This is a genomic window from Allobranchiibius sp. CTAmp26, from assembly GCF_017565405.1.
Taxonomy (GTDB): Bacteria; Actinomycetota; Actinomycetes; order Actinomycetales; family Dermatophilaceae; genus Allobranchiibius.
The window spans coordinates 1-20,185 of sequence record NZ_JAGEKR010000019.1 but is presented as its reverse complement, the minus strand read 5'-3'; the positions used below and the strand labels follow the sequence as shown (position 1 = coordinate 20,185).

Annotated in this window: 19 protein-coding genes and 1 pseudogene; 16 read left to right on the top strand and 4 right to left on the bottom strand. The window is 70.5% G+C overall.

The genetic code is table 11. From position 1 onward, the window contains the following. Positions 1-30 precede the first annotated feature (30 nt). From J4030_RS14410 to J4030_RS14385, 6 genes are all read left to right on the top strand, one after another. Complete coding sequence (locus J4030_RS14410; RefSeq protein ID WP_208049924.1) at positions 31-1,383, top strand: MFS transporter; 1,353 nt, start codon at positions 31-33, stop codon at positions 1,381-1,383. Positions 1,384-1,391: 8 nt separating this feature from the next. Continuing rightward, positions 1,392-3,281, top strand: coding sequence for a translational GTPase TypA (gene typA, locus J4030_RS14405; protein ID WP_208049923.1), 1,890 nt, complete (start codon positions 1,392-1,394; stop codon positions 3,279-3,281). Between the two features lie 6 nt (positions 3,282-3,287). Continuing rightward, on the top strand, positions 3,288-4,157 hold the full coding sequence (locus tag J4030_RS14400) for a PIG-L family deacetylase (RefSeq protein WP_208049922.1): 870 nt from the start codon (positions 3,288-3,290) through the stop codon (positions 4,155-4,157). Beyond that, on the top strand, positions 4,154-4,675 hold the full coding sequence (locus tag J4030_RS14395; protein WP_208049921.1) for a flavin reductase family protein: 522 nt from the start codon (positions 4,154-4,156) through the stop codon (positions 4,673-4,675). Before J4030_RS14400 ends, J4030_RS14395 begins: the two co-directional genes overlap by 4 nt. Next, positions 4,672-6,351, top strand: coding sequence for a VanW family protein (locus J4030_RS14390; protein WP_208049920.1), 1,680 nt, complete (start codon positions 4,672-4,674; stop codon positions 6,349-6,351). Before J4030_RS14395 ends, J4030_RS14390 begins: the two co-directional genes overlap by 4 nt. A gap of 93 nt (positions 6,352-6,444) precedes the next feature. Further along, positions 6,445-7,668 (top strand): MFS transporter, encoded by a 1,224-nt coding sequence (locus tag J4030_RS14385; RefSeq protein WP_307864711.1) that lies wholly within the window; start codon positions 6,445-6,447, stop codon positions 7,666-7,668. A gap of 41 nt (positions 7,669-7,709) precedes the next feature. Here J4030_RS14385 and J4030_RS14380 read toward each other — a convergent pair whose 3' ends face one another. Then, positions 7,710-8,663, bottom strand: a complete 954-nt coding sequence (locus tag J4030_RS14380; RefSeq protein ID WP_208049919.1) for a hypothetical protein — start codon at positions 8,661-8,663, stop codon at positions 7,710-7,712. Between the two features lie 110 nt (positions 8,664-8,773). Then, positions 8,774-9,799 (bottom strand): GNAT family N-acetyltransferase, encoded by a 1,026-nt coding sequence (locus J4030_RS14375; protein ID WP_208049918.1) that lies wholly within the window; start codon positions 9,797-9,799, stop codon positions 8,774-8,776. 81 nt (positions 9,800-9,880) lie between these two features. Between J4030_RS14375 and fdxA the strand changes: the two genes are divergently transcribed. The 8 genes from fdxA to J4030_RS14335 all read left to right on the top strand — a co-directional run bounded on the left by fdxA (position 9,881) and on the right by J4030_RS14335 (position 18,363). Then, a complete protein-coding gene (gene fdxA / locus J4030_RS14370; protein WP_208049917.1) occupies positions 9,881-10,207 on the top strand; it encodes a ferredoxin in 327 nt (108 codons plus the stop codon). Between the two features lie 7 nt (positions 10,208-10,214). Continuing rightward, the gene (gene dapC, locus J4030_RS14365) at positions 10,215-11,324 is read left to right on the top strand and encodes a succinyldiaminopimelate transaminase (protein WP_307864710.1); all 1,110 of its coding nucleotides are present in this window, start codon (positions 10,215-10,217) and stop codon (positions 11,322-11,324) included. Between the two features lie 152 nt (positions 11,325-11,476). Then, on the top strand, positions 11,477-12,769 hold the full coding sequence (locus tag J4030_RS14360) for a citrate synthase (RefSeq protein WP_208049916.1): 1,293 nt from the start codon (positions 11,477-11,479) through the stop codon (positions 12,767-12,769). Between the two features lie 162 nt (positions 12,770-12,931). Beyond that, positions 12,932-14,161 carry a DUF6350 family protein gene (locus J4030_RS14355; RefSeq protein ID WP_208049915.1) on the top strand — a complete coding sequence of 410 codons (1,230 nt, stop codon included), beginning with the start codon at positions 12,932-12,934 and terminating at the stop codon, positions 14,159-14,161. Positions 14,162-14,234: 73 nt separating this feature from the next. Then, positions 14,235-15,563: a hypothetical protein gene (locus J4030_RS14350; protein WP_208049914.1), complete on the top strand. Its 1,329-nt coding sequence runs from the start codon at positions 14,235-14,237 to the stop codon at positions 15,561-15,563. A 45-nt stretch (positions 15,564-15,608) separates the two neighbouring features. After that, on the top strand, positions 15,609-16,229 hold the full coding sequence (gene purN / locus J4030_RS14345) for a phosphoribosylglycinamide formyltransferase (protein WP_307864709.1): 621 nt from the start codon (positions 15,609-15,611) through the stop codon (positions 16,227-16,229). After that, complete coding sequence (gene purH, locus J4030_RS14340; RefSeq protein ID WP_374222000.1) at positions 16,226-17,836, top strand: bifunctional phosphoribosylaminoimidazolecarboxamide formyltransferase/IMP cyclohydrolase; 1,611 nt, start codon at positions 16,226-16,228, stop codon at positions 17,834-17,836. The genes purN and purH overlap by 4 nt, the downstream gene beginning before the upstream one ends. Positions 17,837-17,958: 122 nt before the next feature. Continuing rightward, positions 17,959-18,363, top strand: coding sequence for a secondary thiamine-phosphate synthase enzyme YjbQ (locus J4030_RS14335; protein ID WP_208049913.1), 405 nt, complete (start codon positions 17,959-17,961; stop codon positions 18,361-18,363). Here J4030_RS14335 and J4030_RS14330 read toward each other — a convergent pair whose 3' ends face one another. Further along, complete coding sequence (locus J4030_RS14330; RefSeq protein ID WP_208049912.1) at positions 18,364-18,822, bottom strand: GNAT family N-acetyltransferase; 459 nt, start codon at positions 18,820-18,822, stop codon at positions 18,364-18,366. A 69-nt stretch (positions 18,823-18,891) separates the two neighbouring features. Between J4030_RS14330 and J4030_RS14325 the strand changes: the two genes are divergently transcribed. Further along, positions 18,892-19,737: a bifunctional methylenetetrahydrofolate dehydrogenase/methenyltetrahydrofolate cyclohydrolase gene (locus J4030_RS14325; protein ID WP_208049911.1), complete on the top strand. Its 846-nt coding sequence runs from the start codon at positions 18,892-18,894 to the stop codon at positions 19,735-19,737. Beyond that, entirely contained in the window at positions 19,734-19,991 is a 258-nt protein-coding gene (locus J4030_RS14320; RefSeq protein ID WP_208049910.1) for a DUF3017 domain-containing protein, read from the top strand. The genes J4030_RS14325 and J4030_RS14320 overlap by 4 nt, the downstream gene beginning before the upstream one ends. A gap of 61 nt (positions 19,992-20,052) precedes the next feature. Here the strand turns inward: J4030_RS14320 and J4030_RS18085 are convergent. Beyond that, positions 20,053-20,185 (bottom strand): annotated as a pseudogene (locus tag J4030_RS18085) (malate dehydrogenase); the annotation flags it as partial.

Genomic DNA, 20,185 nt, shown 5'->3' with positions numbered 1-20,185 from the left:
AGACTGCCGGTCACGGCAGGTGGCCTGGCGATGGTGACGCTCGCCGCGTACGCCGACCGGGCCACCGGCACGGTGCTGCCCGCGGCCTCGGCCGAGCTGCACGGCCTGGCGCTCTTCGGCGCGGCCGGCGCGGCGCCGATGGTGGCCTACATCGCCGCGGTGGCGTTCTTCGGCGTGATCGTGGACCGCCGCGGACCCTCCTGGCTGTTGCGCCGGTGCGCGGCGCTCTTCGTCGTCGGGCAGCTGGGCTCGGCGCTGGCCCCCACGATGCTGGCGCTGGTGGCCACGCGGTGGGTATCAGGAGTCTCCGAGGCCGGTCTGGACATCGGCGTCACGGTGCTGCTGGCGCAGGCGCTGCCGGCAGCCCTGCGCCCCCGGATGTTCGGCGCGATGGCCGTCGCGTGGGTCCTTCCGTCCGTGGTGGGACCTCCGGTGTCCGGCCTGATCGCCCAATCCCTCGGGTGGCGGTGGGCGTTCACCGTCACCGCGCTGCTCCTGGTGCCTGCGTACGCGCTGCTGTCACCCGCCCTGCGGGGTGCCGCATCGGGCTCGTCGGGCGCGTGGTCGGCCGATCGGCGCCGTCTGGTGCGAGCGGGGGCAGGTTGCTCGCTGGCTGCCGCGGTCCTGGTGCTGGCCGGGGCCCTGCTCGGCGGCCCGGCCGCGTGGTTCGGGGGCGCGCTGATGCTGGTGTCGGTGCCCGCCCTGCTGCTCCTCGCCCGTCGGGCGCTTCCGGTGGGCACGTTCCGCGCGGCGCGCGGGATGCCGGCGGTGGTGGCGCTCCGTGCCCTGACGAATGCGGGGTTCGGGATGTCCGGCGGATTCCTGCCGTTGACCCTGACGCGGGTGCGCGGCTTCGGGCCGGCGACGACCGGCGTCACCCTGACCATCACCGGCGTCTGCTGGGCGGCGGGGTCGTGGCTGCACGGCCGAGACGTCGTGCAGGCACAGACCTCGCCCACGCTGCGGCTGCGCGCAGGTTTCGTCGCGTTCGCCGTGGGTCTCGCCGGCACGGTCGGGCTCGCGATCCCGGGGGTACCGGTCGTGCTGCCCCTCACCGCGTGGGCCGTGGCGGGCGCGGGCATCGGCACGATCATGCCCGCGCTCTCCGTGGCGTCGCTCGCGCTGGCGCCGGCCCAGGAGCAGGGCCGCTACCAGTCCGCGATCTACCTGGCGTCCTCGCTCGCGGGCAGTGTCGTCACGGCGCTGGGGGGCGCCTGGATCGCGGCGTACCGCGCGCAGTTGCGGCCTGCGACCTTCGTCACGCTGCTGAGCGTGCCCGTGCTGCTGGCCGTGCTGGGGCTGCTGCTCGCCGGCAGGATCGCTGGTGGCCAGGGGCGGCCCCGGATGGCGCGTGGTCGGAAACGCCCCGTTTCCCTGAGATAATCGACATCATGCCCATGAAAACTCGGGACGACGTACGCAACGTCGCCATCGTCGCTCACGTCGACCACGGCAAGACCACCCTGGTAGACAAGATGCTCTGGCAGACGGGTGCCTTCAGCGATCGCCAGACCGTCGAGACCACCGGTGAGCGGGTGATGGACTCCGGCGACCTCGAGCGCGAGAAGGGCATCACGATCCTCGCGAAGAACACCGCGATCTCCTATGACGGCCCCGCCGCGGACGGCCGCCCGGTCACCATCAACATCATCGACACCCCCGGTCACGCCGACTTCGGCGGCGAGGTCGAGCGCGGCCTGTCCATGGTGGACGGCGTCGTCCTGCTCGTCGACGCGTCCGAGGGCCCGCTGCCGCAGACCCGCTTCGTGCTGCGCAAGGCGCTGGCCGCGAAGATGCCGGTCATCCTGTGCATCAACAAGGTCGACCGCCCCGACAGCCGCATCGAAGAGGTCGAGGAGGAGACCTACGAGCTCTTCATGGACCTGCTCGACGACGCCGACGGCCACGCCGACCAGTTGGACTTCCCGGTCGTCTTCGCCTCGGCCCGCGCGGGCATCGCCTCCCTGACGCGTCCCGCCAACGGTGAGATGCCCGAGGGCAGCGACCTCGAGCCGCTCTTCGCCACCATCCTGAAGACGATCCCGGCTCCGTCGTACGACGACGAGGCGCCGCTGCAGGCGCACGTCACCAACCTCGACTCCAGCAACTTCCTCGGCCGCCTCGCGCTGCTGCGGGTGCGCAACGGCGTGATCCGCAAGGGCCAGCAGGCCATGTGGTGCCGCCACGACGGCACCCAGCAGCGCGTGAAGATCACCGAGTTGCTGATGACCGACGGTCTGGAGCGGCAGTCCGCTGAAGAGGCCGGGCCCGGCGACATCATCGCCGTCGCCGGCATCCCCGAGATCACCATCGGCGAGACGTTGGCCGACCCGGAGAACCCGATCGCGCTGCCGCTCATCACCGTCGACGAGCCGGCCATCTCGATGACCATCGGCACCAACACCTCGCCGCTGGTCGGCAAGGTGCGCGGCAGCAAGGTCACCGCCCGGATGGTCAAGGACCGTCTCGACCGGGAACTGATCGGCAACGTGTCGTTGCGGGTGCTGCCCACCGAGCGTCCGGACGCTTGGGAGGTGCAGGGCCGCGGTGAGTTGGCGCTGGCCATCCTGGTCGAGCAGATGCGCCGCGAGGGCTACGAGCTGACCGTCGGCAAGCCGCAGGTCGTCACCCGCGAGGTCGACGGCAAGCTGCAGGAGCCGGTCGAGCGCCTCACGATCGACACCCCCGAGGAGTACCTCGGCGCGATCACCCAGATCCTGGCCTCGCGCAAGGGCCGCATGGAGCAGATGACCAACCACGGCACCGGCTGGATCCGGATGGAGTTCAAGGTGCCGTCGCGCGGCCTGATCGGCTTCCGCACCGAGTTCCTCACCGAGACCCGCGGCACCGGCATCGCCAACCACGTCTTCGACGGGTACGAGCCGTGGTTCGGCCAGATCATCACCCGTACGTCGGGTTCGCTGGTCGCCGACCGCCCCGGTTCCGTGACGTCCTTCGCGATGGTCAACCTGCAGGAGCGCGGCACCCTCTTCGTCGACCCGACCACCGAGGTCTACGAGGGCATGATCGTCGGGGAGAACTCCCGCGCCGACGACATGGACGTCAACATCACCAAGGAGAAGAAGCTCAGCAACGTGCGAGCTTCGAGCGCCGACAACTTCGAGAAGATCTTCCCGCCGCGCAAGCTGTCCCTGGAGCAGAGCCTGGAGTTCTGCCGCGAGGACGAGTGCGTGGAGGTGACGCCCGAGTCGGTGCGCATCCGCAAGCTGATCCTCGACCAGAGCGAGCGCGGTCGCGCGCTGTCCCGGGCGCGCCGCTAGGCCGCGATGGCACGCCTGCTCTTCGTGCACGCGCATCCCGACGACGAGACGCTCGCCAACGGGATCGCGATCGCGCACCACGTGCGGGCGGGTGACGAGGTGCATGTGCTCACCGCGACGCTGGGCGAGGAGGGCGAGGTCATCCCGGCCGAGCTTGCTCACCTGGAGCTGCCGGCAGGGCAACTCCGCCCGGACGACGTCGCCGACCCGTTGGCCGACGTACGGCGGGCGGAGCTGGCGTGCGCGATGAAAACGCTCGGTGTCACTTCGTCACAGCTTCTCCCCGGCGGGTGGCGTGACTCCGGGATGGCCGGATCACCGGCGTCCCGGCATCCGCGGGCCTTCGCCGCAGCGCCGGTCGAGGTCGTGGGTGCGGCCGTCGCCGGCGTCGTACGAGAGTTGGCGCCGGATGTCGTGGTGACGTACGACCGGCACGGCGGTTACGGCCACCCCGACCACATCCAGGTGCACCGGGCAGTCGTCTCCGCTGTCGGGTCGCTGCCCGCGCAGGCACGCCCGCGCCTCTTCGCCACCTTGATCCCACGGTCGTGGGCGCAGGAGGACCGGTCCTGGCTGCAGGCACACGTCCCGAGCGACTCAGAGGTGCAGGTGCCCGGTGACGGCGCGGCGTACGCACCGTCCGTCGTGCCCGACGAGCAGGTCACCCACGAGGTGCTGGACCCCTCCGTGGCGGGTGTCCAGGCGGACGCGCTGCGCTGCCACCGCACGCAGGTGAGCGTGCACGACGGCTTCTACGCGCTGTCCAACGCCATCGCGGCACGGCTCTCGGGGCGTGAGGGTTTCGCCGAGATCGATTCCGCGACAGGTGAACTGATCGCGTTGCAGGGATCCTCGCGCCGGGGTCTGCTGGGATGACCGCGGAGCAGCCGGGCGCCGGCGCCGTGCAGGGCGTCGACCCCGACGACTACCGGCGGGTGATCGGGCGGCTGGTCACCGGGGTCACCGTGCTCACGACGTACGCCGGCGGGCTGGACCACGCGATGACCGCCAGTGCGGTCATGTCGGTGTCCCTCGACCCGGTGCTCGTGGTGGCCAGCGTCGAGCAGGAGGCGCGGTTCCACGACGCGATCCTCGAGGCGGGCGTGTGGGGGATCAGCATCCTGCCGGCCGGTGCGCGCGGCACTGCCGCATGGCTCGCGACCCGCGGGCGCCCGCTCCACGATCAGCTCGAACGGGTGCCGCATACTCGTGGCGGGGCGACGGGGGTCGCCCTGGTGGACGACGCCTTGGCGCAGCTGGAGTGCCGCACGGTCGACACGCATGCAGCCGGTGATCACACCCTGGTCGTCGGGGCGGTCGTGGCCATGCGGGACGCGGAGCGGCCGCAGGATGCGCTCACCTACTACCGAGGCCGGTTTGGAGCACATCCGTGAGTGAGCGTTCGGGGCGATCCCGCAAGGGCTGGGGAGTGGTCGCCGGGGTCGGCGTCGTCGTGGTGGCGCTCGCGGCGTACGGCGGGGTCGCGGTCCTGAACACCGACCGGGTGCCGAGCGGCACCACCGTGGACGGAGTGGTCGTCGGGGGTCAGAGCAAGGCCGCCGCGCAGCAGCGACTGGCCGGTCACGTCGCGGCCGCCGAGCGTAAGCCGGTGACGTTCACCGCGGCCGGCCACACCCTGCACATCACTCCCGCGAGCGCGGGCCTGACGTACGACACCACCGGCGCGCTCGACAACCTCACCGGCTTCACGCTGGCCCCCAGCGCACTGTGGGAGCGCTACACCGGTGGTCCCACCCGCGCGATACGCACCACCGTCGACAAGGCCAAGCTCCAGGAGGCGATCGCCGCGGCCGGTGCCTCCATCAAGGGTGCGCCGACGCCCGGGACGGTGAAGCTCGTGAACGGCAAGGTCGTGGTCACCCATGCCACGCCGGGCCGCGGGATCGACGCGGCCGCGCTCGCCAGCAGCATCGCCGCGGGCTGGCCGGAGCGCTCGGAGTACGCCGGCACCCTCACTCAGCAGTCGCCGGTGCTGACCGACAAGACCGTCGACGCGTTCGCCGCGGGACCCGCGACCGCCGCCCTCTCCGGACCCGTGACGCTCGTGAACGGCTCGCAGCAGTTGAGCATCACCCCGCTACAGCTGTCCGGGGTGTTGAGGTCGGTGCCGAGCGGCAACTCGTTGAAGCTGGCGATCATCCCCTCCGCGATGGCGACCCTGATGACCACGCTGGGTCCTCAGCTGGCGACGCCCGCGCGCAACGCGAGGGTCGCGATGAAGGGCATCGTGCCGACCACGAAGGTGATCGCCGGTGAGAACGGGACCGCCGTCGAGCCGGTCAAGACAGGGACCGCGCTGCTCGCGGCGCTGCAGGCCGGGCGACGTACCGTCACGGCCTCGGTCGTCCCGCAGAAGGGCGTGACGGTCGACCCGTCGCAGATCAGCACCACCGTGATCAGCGAGTTCCGGTCGCGCTACCCGCTCGGCGCGCAGAACGCCGCCCGCACGACCAACATCAAGAACGGGCTCTCCAAACTCAACGGCACGTACGTCGCGCCCGGCGAGCAGTTCAGCCTCCTGGCCGCGTTGTCGCCGATCACGAAGGCCAACGGATACGTCGACGCGCCGGTGCTGCAGGACGGTCGCGACGTACTCGGCACGGGCGGCGGGCTGTCGCAGGTGTCGACCACCATGTACAACGCGACCTTCTTCGCGGGAGTGCAGGAGGACACCCACCAGGCGCACTCCTACTGGATCCCGCGCTACCCGATGGGCCGTGAGGCGACGCTGTCGGTGCCGACCATCGACAACAAGTGGACCAACGACACCGGTCACGGCATCGTGATCGAGGCCCGGACCGAGTCCAACTACTCGGTCATGCGCCTCTACGGCACCTCGGTCTTCTCGGTCACGAGCACCACCGGTCCGCAGTTCGCCATCAAGAAGCCCGGTGTGCAGCACATCAAGACGGCCGGCTGCCTCCCCCAGCCCGCGATGGAGGGTTTCAAGGTCACGGTGACCCGGGTCGTCAAGCGCGGCGGCAAGGTGGTCAAGAACGAGTCGCTGACCACGACGTACAACCCGGCCGACCTGGTCGTCTGCGGCTAGCGGCCGACCGGGCCGCCACCGCCCGCGGAACACATCGCGATCCGATGTGGTTGCGCAAGGCGATGAGAGCCTTCGAGCGCCAGGAGCCGGACCGTGTCCACCGCCGCCCCCGCTGACGCGGTCACCACCGACGGCTCGCGCCTGTCGCGTCCGTTGGTGTTGCTGATGGCCGTCGCCGCCGGGGTGTCGGCGGCGAACCTCTACTACTGCCAGCCGTTGCTCGATCTGATCGGGCGCGACCTGCACATCTCGCCCTCCGCCACCGGGATCCTGGTGACCGTCACCCAGCTCGGGTACGCCGCGGGACTGCTGTTCGTGCTGCCGCTGGGTGACCTGCTCGAGCGACGTCGGCTCATCGTCGGGATGGCACTGGCGACCGCCGGGGCTCTCGTCCTCACCGCGTTCGCCCAGAACGAGGCGTGGCTGCTCGTGATGCTGCTGATCGTGGGGCTGCTCTCGGTCGTGGCGCAGGTGGTGGTGCCGCTCGCGGCCGCCCTCGCCTCCGACGACGACCGCGGATCGGTCGTCGGCACCGTGATGAGCGGGCTGCTGATCGGCATCCTGCTGGCCCGCACCCTGGCCGGCCTGCTCGCCCAGGTCGGCGGCTGGCGCTCGGTCTACCTCGTGGCCGCAGCCCTGGTCCTCGTGCTCGCCGCCGGCCTCTGGCGCGGGCTTCCCGTCAGCCCACCGACGGTGCGCACGTCGTACGCCGGCCTGCTCGGATCGGTCGCTCGACTGGTGCGGACCGAGCCCGTGCTGCGACGTCGGATGCTCTACGGCGCGCTGACGTTCGCGCAGTTCAGCGTCCTGTGGACTGCCATCACCGGGCTGCTGTCGGATGCGCCGTACCACTACTCCGAAGGGATCATCGGCCTCTTCGGGCTGGCCGGTGCCGCGGGCGCGCTCGCCGCGCCCCTGATCGGCCGGCTGGCCGACGGCGGACACCAGCTCTACGCATCGGTGGGCGCCGGGTTGCTCTTCCTGGTGTCCTGGGCGCTATTGGCCGGTGGGCGGGCCTCCGTCATCGCGCTGCTCGCCGGCGTCGTGCTGCTGGACCTCGCCTGCCAGTCGCTGCAGGTGACCAATCAAAGCCGCATCTACACGCTCGCCGGTGACGCCCGGGCACGGGTCAACGCGGCGTACATGACGGCGTACTTCCTCGGTGGCGCCGCCGGCTCGTGGGTCTCGACGCGAGTCGCCTCCAGCTATCACTGGTCGGGGGTGTGCGTGCTCGGCGCAGCACTCGGGGTGGTGCTGCTCGCGTCGGTCGTGGTCGGCGAGTCCTCCCTGCGCCGCCTCGCCCCCCGCCCCACCTGACCCCGACGCAGTAGTGCACGAGTGACGCAGCTAGACCTGCGTCACTCGTGCAGGACTGCGTCAGGGGCCGGCACCCATGGGGTGCGCGGCGAGTCGGGAAGAATGCCGGCTGCCTCCAGGATCCGGGCCATCGGCCGGGTACGCAACGCGTCATCCCAGGTCCATCTGGCCACGCTTGCGTGCCTGCGGATGCGGTCCTCGCGTACTTTCTCCCGCCAGAGCACGTCCTGTATCGCCCCGTCCCCGGCGTGGTCCACGCCGTATTTCAATCTGCCGTCGAATTCGCCGATCACCCCGTCCCAGCCGAAGTCGGCGCGTCCGTACGCGCCGTGCTCGTCGCGTAACGGCACCTGCAACTCAGGTTGGGGCAGGCCGAGCTCCCACATCCGAGCCCGGCTGAGCGACTCGCCGGGGGACTCCGCGCGTCCGTCCGCCAGGAGTACGACAGTCACCGCAGCACCACGCCCCCGTTCGCGCGGTGCCACATCCCCCAGTTCGCGGGCGAGGTCGGCACGGGTACACAACCTGGCCCGTAGTGCGGCATCGGCAGCGGCGAGTGCGCAGATCAGCGGGGTGGTGCGCCCGAGGTCCACCACGGTCCGAGCGGGTCCGGTCACCGCGATGCCGTTCACATTGTGCGCGAGAGGCAGCGATCGCAGCCGGTGCCGGCGTACGTTGCCGCTGGACCCGCCACCGTTCGGACCGACCACGACGTCGACGGTCGACGGCCAGGCACCGATGATCGGCAGACGCCAGAGTGCAGCAGCGGCCGGGCCGCACAGGATGGCGTGGGAGCCACGCATGCACTGCGCACTCGCCATGACGAACGCCCGATACCGGTCCGCGGCGGACGACGCTTCCCAACCGTCCCGCTCGGCGTACACACCGCGCCGCACCCGGACGATGCGAGCTTCGGCCTGCGCGGCCGCTCGGTCGGGGCGTACGCCCCGTCGGCGTAGATAGTCCGATTGCAGGAGCTCATGGGAAGGATCCATGACGGGACTTTTGCAGCACAGTGCGACCGGCACCCCTGCTCATCCACAGGGGCGTGGCGAGTCGGCGGGCAGTGACGCAAGTGTGCGCGAGTGACGCAGGTCTACCTGCGTCACTCGTCCCTAGCTGCGTCAGCGTGCGCGAGGGGCGGGCGCGGGGCGCGGAGGTACCAGTACTCATGGTGGATCGCGAAGCCCAACGACTCGTAGAGCCGCACGGCAGCCGCGTTGTCCTGCGAGACCTGCAGGTACATCGACCGGATGCCGCGTGCCCGGGCCTGCTGCGCCGCGAGCACCATCACCTGGCGCGCCAGTCCACGGCGCCGGTACGCCGGCGGCACGTGTACCGAGAACACCCCGGCCCACGCCTGTGCGAAGGCCACCCGCCCGACCGCGGTGACCTCGCCGGAGGGACCGGCCCGGAGCGTGAGGTACGTCGCCTCCGGGATCCGGTCGAAGATCGCCTGCGCCGTGGCGCGGTGCTCCTGCTCGCGAGGTGCCGCGCCGGACCACCAGGCATCGTCCGGCCGGTCCGCGACCGAGGCGGAAGTGTCTCCCGGGCCTGCGGCCAGCGCGTCCACCGACGCCGACATCACCAGCGTCCGCTGGAACGCCGTCCACTCGGCCTCGAGGGCGGCGCCCCCGACCGCATCGTCGGCAACGGAGAAGCCGGACGGGCCGTAGACCTGCAGCAGCGGTACGCCATCGCGGGCGGCGTACCAGGAGGCGACGAAAGCCAACGCATCGGACAGTGGGACCCCCGGATCGCCAAGCGGGAGAGTCGAATTCGCGCGACCGGTGTAGCCCGAGGCCTCGCGCAGCAGCCATCGACCGAGCCACTCCGACCGCAGCGGCGGCATCCCCGCGACCATGAGCTCCTGCAGGTCCGCCATCGACGGCGCGAGGTGCGGTGCACCCCGTCGGGACGGCGCGGGAGGCACCTCCTTGGCGGCGACCACCGCGTCGCGCGGCACCGCCACCGGCCCGCGCCGGGTCTGTACGACGAGCGTCGCCTCGTCGGCGGACACGAGGGGACCCAGCGCGTCGGTGAGCCCGCCGTCGATCCGGTGCCGCAACACCACCCGCATCCCCACCGTCAGGGTGCGGGTCAGGTCGGGCTGGTTGGGAGGCTCAGGCATGGGGCCGTCATACTAAGTCGAGCCGAAGGACGCGCCCGATGGCGTCCGCGCCCCACCACATGCAGGAAGGGTCTGCCCGCAATGACCTACGTGATCGCTCAGCCGTGCGTCGACCTGAAGGACAAGGCGTGCATCGAAGAGTGTCCCGTCGACTGCATCTACGAGGGTGAACGCTCCCTCTACATCCACCCCGACGAGTGCGTCGACTGCGGTGCCTGCGAACCGGTGTGCCCCGTCGAGGCCATCTACTACGAGGACGACACCCCCGAGCAGTGGGCCGACTACTACAAGGCCAACGTCGAGTTCTTCGACGACCTCGGTAGCCCCGGCGGCGCCGCCAAGATGGGCATGATCGCCAAGGACCACCCGCTGATCTCGGCCCTGCCGCCGCAAGAGCACGACGAGTAAAGATCGCGTGAGCATCGCCTCGCTGCCCGACTTCCCCTGGGACTCGCTCGCCGAGGCCAAGGCAACCGCCGCCGCTCACCCCGGCGGCATCGTGGACCTCTCGGTCGGTACGCCGATCGACCCCACCCCGGAGCCGGTCCAGCAGGCGCTGCGCGACGCCGCGAACGCGCCCGGCTACCCGCAGGTATGGGGCACCCCCGACCTGCGGGAGGCCGTCGCGGCGTGGTTCGCCGCACGTCGGCACGCCTCCGGCGTCGATCCCGACGGGGTGCTGCCGACCATCGGGAGCAAGGAACTCGTCGCGTGGCTGCCCACCTTGCTGGGCCTCGGCGCTGGCGACGTGGTCGGCATCCCGCGGATCGCGTACCCGACGTACGACGTGGGCGCCCGCCTCGCCGGCGCGACTCCGGTCGCGTCGGACAGCACGGTGGGCTTCGGCCCCAGGCCTCCGAAGCTGTTGTGGCTCAACACTCCCGGCAACCCCGACGGCCGCGTGCTCCCTGTCGAGCACCTGGCGAAGGTCGTCGCGTGGGCGCGCGAGCACGACGTGGTGGTCGCCAGTGACGAGTGCTACGCCGAGCTGGACTGGCGTGAGGACGCCGAGGGACCGACGACCCCGAGCATCCTGGACGACCGGGTGTGTGGCGGAGATCACTCCGGACTCCTGGCGGTCTATTCGCTGTCCAAGCAGAGCAATCTGGCGGGCTACCGCGCGGCGTTCGCGGCCGGCGATCCACGCCTCGTCGCGCGCCTGGTGCAGGTGCGCAAGCACGCCGGGATGATCGTCCCGTGGCCGATCCAGCGGGCCCTGATCGCTGGTCTGGCAGCCCACGACGAGGTGGCTGCGCAGAAGCGGGTGTACGCCGCACGGCGTACCTCGCTGCGCACCGCACTGCAGGGCGCGGGATGGCGAATCGACAGCTCTGAGGCGGGTCTTTACCTGTGGGCGACGCAGGACCGGCCCTGTCGCGACAGCATCCGGGACCTCGCTCAGCGGGGGATCCTCGCGGCGCCGGGCGACTTCTACGGCGCGGCAGGCGAGCGGCACGTGCGGATCGCCCTCACCGCGACCGACGAGCGGATCGCCGCCGCGGTGGCGCGCCTGACCACGGGTTGACAGGGCCTCAAACAACGCGGTTTTTGCGGCCGGGGGTCGGTCCGGGGGTGTTCTCGACCTGAGGTACCGTCCAAGATGCCTCAATTTCGGGTGCGTTCGACGCGCCCAGATGCGCGTACGACGCGCCCCGGAACAACAAGGACGGATGGCACATGACGGATCAGGGCACGGCCACTTTCTCGGCCGGTGACACCAAGCTGGACTTCAAGCTCGTCCCGGCGAAAGAAGGCAGCTCCGGATACGACATCGCCGCTCTGCTGAAGGAGACCGGCAACGTCACGCTCGACGTCGGCTTCGTCAACACCGCGTCCTGCCAGTCCGAGATCACCTACATCGACGGCGACGAGGGCATCCTGCGCTACCGCGGGTACCCGATCGACGAGCTCGCGGAGAAGTCGACCTTCATCGAGGTCTCCTACCTGCTCATCTACGGCGAGCTGCCGACGGCCGAGCAGCTGGACGCGTTCCGCTCGCGCATCTCGCGGCACACGATGCTGCACGAGGACCTCAAGGACCTGCTCGCGGCGTTCCCGCGTGACGCGCACCCGATGTCGGTGCTCTCGGCGGCGGTCTCCGCGCTCGGCACCTTCTACCAGGACAGCCTCTCGATCAAGGACCCCGACCAGATCGAGCTGTCGACGATCCGGCTGATGGCCAAGCTGCCGACGATCGCGGCGTACGCGCACAAGAAGAGCCAGGGCCAGCCGCTGCTCTACCCGGACAACAGCCTCAACCTGGTCGAGAACTTCCTGCGGATGACGTTCGGCTTCCCTGCAGAGCCGTACGACGTGGACCCCACCGTCGCCAAGGCGCTGGACATGCTCTTCATCCTGCACGCGGACCACGAGCAGAACTGCTCCACCTCGACCGTGCGACTGGTCGGTTCGGCGCAGGCGCACCTCTTCGCGTCCATCTCGGCCGGCATCCACGCGCTGTCCGGTCCGCTGCACGGTGGCGCGAACTCGGCCGTCCTGGAGATGCTCGGCAAGATCCACGAGAGCGGCGACGACGTCGAGACCTTCATGAACAAGGTCAAGAACAAGGAAGACGGTGTGAAGCTCATGGGCTTCGGGCACCGCGTCTACAAGAACTACGACCCGCGCGCCGCGATCGCCAAGAAGTTCGCGCACGAGGTCATGGAGAAGATGGGCGTCGACGACCCGCTGCTCGACATCGCCCTCCGCCTGGAGGAGATCGCCCTGAAGGACGACTACTTCGTGTCGCGCAAGCTCTACCCGAACGTCGACTTCTACACCGGCCTGATCTACAAGGCGATGGGCTTCCCGACCGAGATGTTCACGGTGCTCTTCGCCATCGGTCGCCTGCCGGGCTGGATCGCCCAGTGGCGCGAGATGATCGAGGACCCGGCCACCAAGATCGGCCGCCCGCGCCAGATCTACGTCGGCGAGACCGAGCGCCACTTCGTCGAGATGGACGCCCGCTAGTCACAACGGTTTTCACGGAGGGCGAGCGACGCAGGGTCACCTGCGTCGCTCGTTCCATGTCCGGACGCAACCCCGGTGAGCGAACTCGTTCCGGACCGGAGCGGAGTGAGCTCGGCGCGCCGCACCGATCGGACGCCCGCGAGCGGCGAGCATAGGTCCACCATGAGTGTGCTCCAACGCGACCGCAACGTCACCGTCCTGCGCCCGGCGGGCCGTTTCAACCGCCGCCTCGGCGGTCTGGCCCTGGTGTACGGCGCGGTCGCGGCGGTCGCCCTGGCTCTCGTGCTGCTCGTGCCCTCCCTCGTCGCCTGGACCGCCGACTCGCGCAGCAGCGTGAGCTGGCTGTCCGCGATGTCCTTCGCCGGCGACGGGTGGGTGCTGGCGCACCACGGATCGCTGCGCGCGCCGGCCGGCAACGTCTCGCACGTCGTGACCTTCGCCCCGCTCATCTTCACCGCGGTGGCCGTGTGGTGTGCTCGCGCCGGCGCCAAGGCCCTGCTGCGCGAGGTCGAGCACGAGGGCCGCGACGCCGGTCGCTGGTGGCACCCCGTCGTCCTCTTCCTCGGCGGCTACGTCGTCGCCGGGATGCTGCTGGCGCTGCTCGGCGCGACCGGCACCGCGACGCCCCGCATCCTGACCATCATCCCCGGCGCCATCGTGGTGGCAGCGCTCGGTTTCGGCTGGGCGTTGCGTGCCGAGCCGGAGTCCCCGGCGTACGCCGTGTGCGCCGGCTGGTGGGAGCGGGTGCCGGACGGCGTACGACGTGGCGTACGCCCCGCGTGCGAGGCCGCGCTCGCGCTCTTCGCGGTGGCGACGCTGGTGCTGGTGCTGCTCGTCGCGACCCACACGGCCCGCATCGGCCAGGTCAACGGGCTGCTCGGCCCCGGCACGGTCGGCACGGTGGTGCTCGGGCTGGCGCAGCTGGCGAGCGTGCCGAACATGGTCGTGCTGATCAGCGGATGGACCAGCGGTGCGAGTGTGCACGTCGGCACGGCGACCATCTCCTCCAGCGCGGTCCACACCGGTCTGCTGCCGAGCGTCCCGGTGCTGGGCGCCATCCCCGACCCGGGATCGTTCCCGGCGTGGATGCGGGTGGTGCCGATCGTCGTCGTTCTGGCCGGTGGTCTCGCGGGCGGCCGCGCCGCAGCTGGACTCAGCACCCTGTCGGGGCTGCGTACGAAGCTCACGGCGGCGGCGAGCGCGGCGGGACTGCTGACGGTCGGGCTGTCACTGCTCGTCTGGGTCGCCGGCGCCCACGTCAGCGGTGCTCCGCTCGCGCGGGTGCAGGTGGCGCTGACCGTCGTACCGCTCTTCGCCCTCGAGTTCGTGGTGGGCGCGCTCGTCGCGGCTGCCGCGCTGCACTACGTCAAGGTGCGTCGCTCGCACGTCTGAGGCCGGCGCGCACCCCCGCCAGTCCGACTCCTCGGCCGGGAGGAGCGGAGCACCCGGTCGGTAGGATCTGACCGTGAGACACCTCGTTTCCCGCAAGCCCACCGCTGCCCAGGTGGTCCAGATCGTCCTGGTCGCGGTCCTGTTCCTCATCGCACTCGGCGTGAGGTGGAGCCTGCGGGGATTCGTCTCACACGACCTGCGCAAGAACAATCTGTCGCTGCTGGCGTGGGCCGACTACCTCCGGGTGCACGGTTTCTCCGGTCTCGGCGACAACTTCGCGGTCTACAACCCGCCGTACCTCTACGTGCTGTGGGCGGTCAGCCACACCGGCCAGCACATCGTGCTCGCGGTCAAGACGGTGTCGTTCGCCTTCGACATCGTCCTCGCGGTGGGCGCCGCGCTGCTGACCCGGCGACTGCGCCCCGACCGTGGATGGTGGACACCCGCCGTCATCGGCGTCATCACGCTCTATCTGCCCGTGGTGTTCCTCAACTCCGGGATGTGGGGTCAGAGCGACTCGATCTACGGTGCGGCGATCATCTGGGCCCTGTGGGCCATGGTGGGCAACCGTCACCTGCTCACCTGGTCGTTCTTCGCCATCGGGTTCGCCTTCAAGGCGCAGATCGCGTTCGCCGCACCCGCCCTGGTGGCGTGGTGGCTGTGCACGCTGGTCACCTCGATCGACGTACGCCGCACCGTCCCCTGGCGCGCGGTCCTCGCCCCGCTCGTCGTGCCGGTGATCTTCCTCATCGGGCTGCTGCCGGCATGGATCGCCGGTCGGCCGATGGGTGATCTGCTGCGCATCTACATCGACCAGGCCAACCTCGAGCCGCATCTCAACATGGCCGCCCCGAACATGTGGAACTTCTTCAACAACGACCGCTTCGAGATGATGAAACACGTCGGGATCCTGCTCGGGCTGGCCGCCGCCATCGCCGTGATCGCGATCGGCGTGCGGGTGCAGTCGGTCCCCGGGCGTTCCCCGCAGCAGACGTCGCGGTTCTGGGCGCAGCTGACCTTGCTGTCGAGTCTGTGGCTGCCGTTCGTGCTGCCGATGATGCACGAGCGCTACTTCTACATGTCGAGCGTGCTCATGCTGGTCGCGGCCACGGTGAGCCGTCCGATCGTCGCGGCGGCCGTGGTGCTCAGCCAGCTCGTGCAGATGGTGACCTACCTGTCCTACCTGGAGAACTCGCGCCCGTTCCCGCCCCCCTACCTCAGCGTCGGGATGCTGCTGGCCATCGTCGCCGTCAGCTGGGAGGCCTATCGGCAGGTGACGACGGACGTGCTCGACACCGATGCCGGCGGCGCCCTGTCCCACCGTCGTACGCCGGACGGCGTGCCCGCCCGGTCGCACGAAGGACCGCTGCCCTCAGCCGCCACCACCGGATCCCGCCGCTGATGCGCGCGTCGGGTGGCCCACGCGTCACCCGGTAGCCTGCTCACCGTGTCTGAAGCCGCCGAACCGGTGCCCGTCGTGGTGCTCGTATCCGGGTCCGGCACCCTCCTGCAGGCGCTGATCGACGCGGCCGTCGACCCGGCGTACGGGGTGCGGATCGCGGCGGTCGGTGCCGACCGGGCCGACATCGAAGGGCTGGCCAGGGCCGAGCGCGCCGGCATCGCGACGTTCGTCTGCCGCGTGCGCGATTTCCCCGACCGGCCGTCCTGGGACGCCGAGCTGGCCGAGCTGGTCGCGGCGTACGACCCGGCACTGGTGGTGTCCGCGGGCTTCCTGAAACTGGTGGGCGAGCGGTTCCTGGCGCGGTACGGCGGTCGCTACCTCAACAGCCACAACGCCCTGCTGCCGAGCTTCCCCGGTATCCACGGCCCCGCCGACGCGCTGGAGTACGGCGTGAAGGTCTCTGGCGCAACGCTCTTCGTGGTCGACGAAGGCGTCGACACCGGCGCCATCGTGGCGCAGGCGACCGTGCCGGTGCACGACGACGACACCGTCGACGCCCTCACCGAACGCATCAAGTCCGTCGAGCGTCCCCAGCTCGTGGACTACGTGGGCCGGATGGCCCGCCAAGGTTTCACCGTCAACGGACGAAAGGTCCAGATCCCGTGACACAGCACGTGAACGACCGCCGTCGCCCCATCCATCGGGCGCTGGTGTCGGTCTATGACAAGACCGGTCTCGAGGCCCTGGTCCGCGGACTGCACGAGGCGGGCGTCGCCCTGGTCTCGACCGGCGGCTCCGCACGACTCATCGCGGATCTCGGCGTGCCGGTGACGGCGGTCGAGGACCTGACGGGCTTCCCCGAGTGCCTCGACGGACGGGTCAAGACGCTGCACCCCAAAGTGCATGCCGGGCTGCTCGCCGACACCGAGAACCCCTCGCACGTCGCGCAACTGGCCGACCTGGAGGTCGAGCCGTTCGACCTGCTGATCTCCAACCTCTACCCGTTCACCGACACGGTCGGCTCCGGCGCGAGCGAGGCCGAATGCGTCGAGCAGATCGACATCGGCGGCCCGTCGATGGTGCGCGGTGCCGCCAAGAACCACCGCTCCGTCGCCGTGGTGACCGACCCGACGTCGTACGACGAGGTGCTGGCGAGCGTCCGGGCGGGCGGGTTCACTCTCGCCGACCGCAAGCGGCTCGCGGCGGAGGCGTTCGTGCACACCGCGACCTACGACGTGGCCGTGGCGTCGTGGATGGGCAACGTGCTGACCGACACCAGCGACGGCGAGGGCTTCCCGGCGTGGGTCGGGGCGACGTACGACAAGGCGCGCGCGCTGCGGTACGGCGAGAACCCCCACCAGGCGGCGGCGCTCTACTACGACGGTTTCCTGCCGTCGCCGGGCCTGGCGCAGGGGGAGCTGCTGCACGGCAAGGAGATGTCGTTCAACAACTACGTCGACGCCGACGCGGCCCATCGGGCCGCGTACGACCACGGGGGCGCCCCCACGGTCGCGATCATCAAGCACGCCAACCCGTGCGGGATCGCGGTCGGCAGCGACATCGCCGACGCGCACCGCCGCGCGCACGACTGCGACCCGACGTCGGCGTTCGGCGGCGTCATCGCGACCAACCGCGACGTCACCGTCGAGATGGCACAGACCGTGAAGGACATCTTCACCGAGGTCGTCGTCGCGCCCGGCTTCGATCCCGAGGCGCTCGAGATCCTGCAGGGCAAGAAGAACATCCGCCTGCTGCTTGCCGACCCGCGCGAGCAGGTGGGCGAGATTCGGCACATCTCCGGCGGCATGCTCATGCAGCAGGCCGACAAGGTCGACGCCGTCCTGCACGACGAGACCGGTGCGGTCGTCGGTGGCGACCAGTTCGCCTCGTGGCGCCTGGTGTCCGGCGATCCGGTCGAGGAGGACGTGGCCCGCGACCTGCAGTTCGCCTGGCGCGCGATCCGTGCGGTCAAGTCCAACGCGATCCTGCTGGCCCGCGACGGCGCATCGGTCGGGATCGGGATGGGCCAGGTCAACCGGGTGGACTCCTGCCACCTCGCGGTGACCCGCGCGGGGGTGGAGCGGGCCCGTGGCGCGGTGGCCGCGTCGGACGCGTTCTTCCCCTTCCCCGACGGCCTGCAGGTGCTCATCGACGCCGGTGTGCGCGCGGTCGTCGCGCCGGGCGGGTCGATGCGCGACCAGTCGGTCATCGACGCGGCGCAGGAGGCGGGCATCTCGATGTACTTCACGGGCACCCGCCACTTCGCGCACTGAGCCTGCTCAGCGCACCCTGACGGCGTTCGCGTCCGGTGACGGCGTTCGCGTCCGGTGACGGCGTTCGAACGCCGTCAACGGTGCCTAACGCCGTCACCGCGGCGTCGCGGGAGGATGGGTTGATGCAGACCGAGACGATCGACATCAGGACGGGCGACCGCGAGGTCGTTCTCGACATCACCCGGCAGTGCGAAGGGGTCCTCGGAGAGGTGGACTCGGGGCTGCTGCACGTGTTCGTTCCGCACGCCACGGCCGGTATCGCGATCCTGGAGACGGGCGCGGGAAGCGACGAGGACCTGCTGCACGCGTTGCGGGACCTGCTGCCCGCCGACAACCGGTGGATCCACCAGCACGGCAGCAGGGGGCACGGCCGGTCCCACGTGATGCCGGCGCTGATCCCGCCGTACGCGACCGTCCCGATCGTCGACGGCCGGCTGGCGCTCGGCACCTGGCAGAGCGTCTGCCTGGTCGACCTCAACGTCGACAACCCGGTGCGTCAGGTGCGCTTGTCGGTCCTTCCCGGCTGATCAGGTGAGGCGTTTGGCGTAGCAGCGGGAGAGCGGCTCGTCCTTGTAGAAGCCGAAGCCCGGGATCGCGTCGTACCCGCAGCGTTCGTAGAGCGCCATCGCCTCCGGCTGCGCCGTCCCGGTCTCGAGGATCAGTCGAGCGAACCCGAGAGCCCGCGACCGTTCCTCGAGTACGCCGAGCAGGCGCGCCGCGTGCCCCTCGCGGCGGCGCGACGCGCGCACGTACATCCGCTTCAGCTCCACGTCGCCGGCGGTCGCCGCGCGCAGCCCGGCGCACCCGATCAGCCCACGATCGTCCGCGGCCACCACGAACGTTCCGGCCGGCGACGCGAACTCGTCCGGTGCCACGGGCGTGGCGTCGACGCCGCCGTACCGCGTGGTCATGTCCTCGTCGAGCTCGCGGATGAGGGTCTGCGCGTCGGGATCGGTGTAGGCCACGGTGCGGACGGTCCAGCTCACGTCCGAGACGTTACCGGCCGCCCGTGTGCACGACCCGGACGCCTAGGAGCCCGTGCGAGGATGTGCGCCGTGACGGCGATCGTGATGGACGGCAAGGCAACCCTGGCAGCGATCATGGACGAGCTGCGGGTGCGCGTCGAGGCCCTGAAGGCACGCGGCGTCATCCCCGGCCTCGGCACGGTCCTCGTCGGCGACGACCCCGGCAGCCACTGGTACGTCGGTGCCAAGCACCGCGACTGCGCCAAGATCGGCATCAACTCCATCCGGCGCGACCTGCCCGCCGGGGCCACCCAGGCCGAGGCCGAGGCGGTCATTGACGAGCTCAACGCCGACCCCGACTGCACCGGCTTCCTCGTCCAACAGCCCACCGGACTCGACGAATTCGCACTGTTGTCGCGTGTCGACCCCGACAAGGACATCGACGGGCTGCACCCGTTCAACCTCGGCAAGCTCGTCCTCGGTGAGAGCGGCCCGCTACCGTGCACCCCCATCGGTGTCATCGAGCTGCTGCGCCGGTACGACGTGCCGCTCGCCGGAGCGCACGTGGTGGTCATCGGTCGCGGGCTGACGGTCGGCCGGCCGCTCGGGCTGCTGCTGACCCGTCGTACCGAGAACGCCACGGCCACGCTGTGCCACACCGGCACCCGCGACCTGCCCACGATCGTGCGCACCGCCGACGTCGTGGTGGCCGCCGCCGGCGTCCCGGGTCTGGTCACCGCCGACATGGTGAAGCCGGGCGCGGCCGTGCTGGACGTCGGCGTCTCGCGGGTCGACGGCAAGATCACCGGCGATGTCGCTGCGGACGTCGCCGAGGTCGCGGGTCACGTGTCGCCCAACCCCGGCGGGGTCGGCCCGATGACCCGGGCGATGCTGCTGGTCAACGTCGTCGAGGCGGCCGAGCGCCGGCTTCGATGAGACCCGCGCGACTCGGTCCGGCCTGGTGGATCATCGCGCTGAGCAGCGTCGGGGCGTTGCTGATCGCCTGCTTCGGATCGTTGCGCGCCGGTGGGTACGCGCTCGCGATCGTCCTCGTACTGGCCGCGCTGCTGCGTCTCATGCCCGCCCAGATCACCGACGGCCTCGCCGTGCGCTCGCGGATGGTCGACGTGATCACGCTGCTCGGTTTCGCGCTGGCGATCGTCGTGATCTTCGCCGTCGTCAAGATCTGAGACCGCATGCACGAAGGCCCGGCGCGATCGCTCGCGCCGGGCCTTCGTGCATGCGGAGAGGTCAGATCAGGCCGAGACCCTTGACCGCGTCACGCTCCTCGCCGAGCTCCTTGACGGAGGCGTCGATCCTGCCGCGGGAGAAGTCGTCGATCTCCAGACCCTGAACGATCGACCACGCGCCGTCGGCGCGTGTG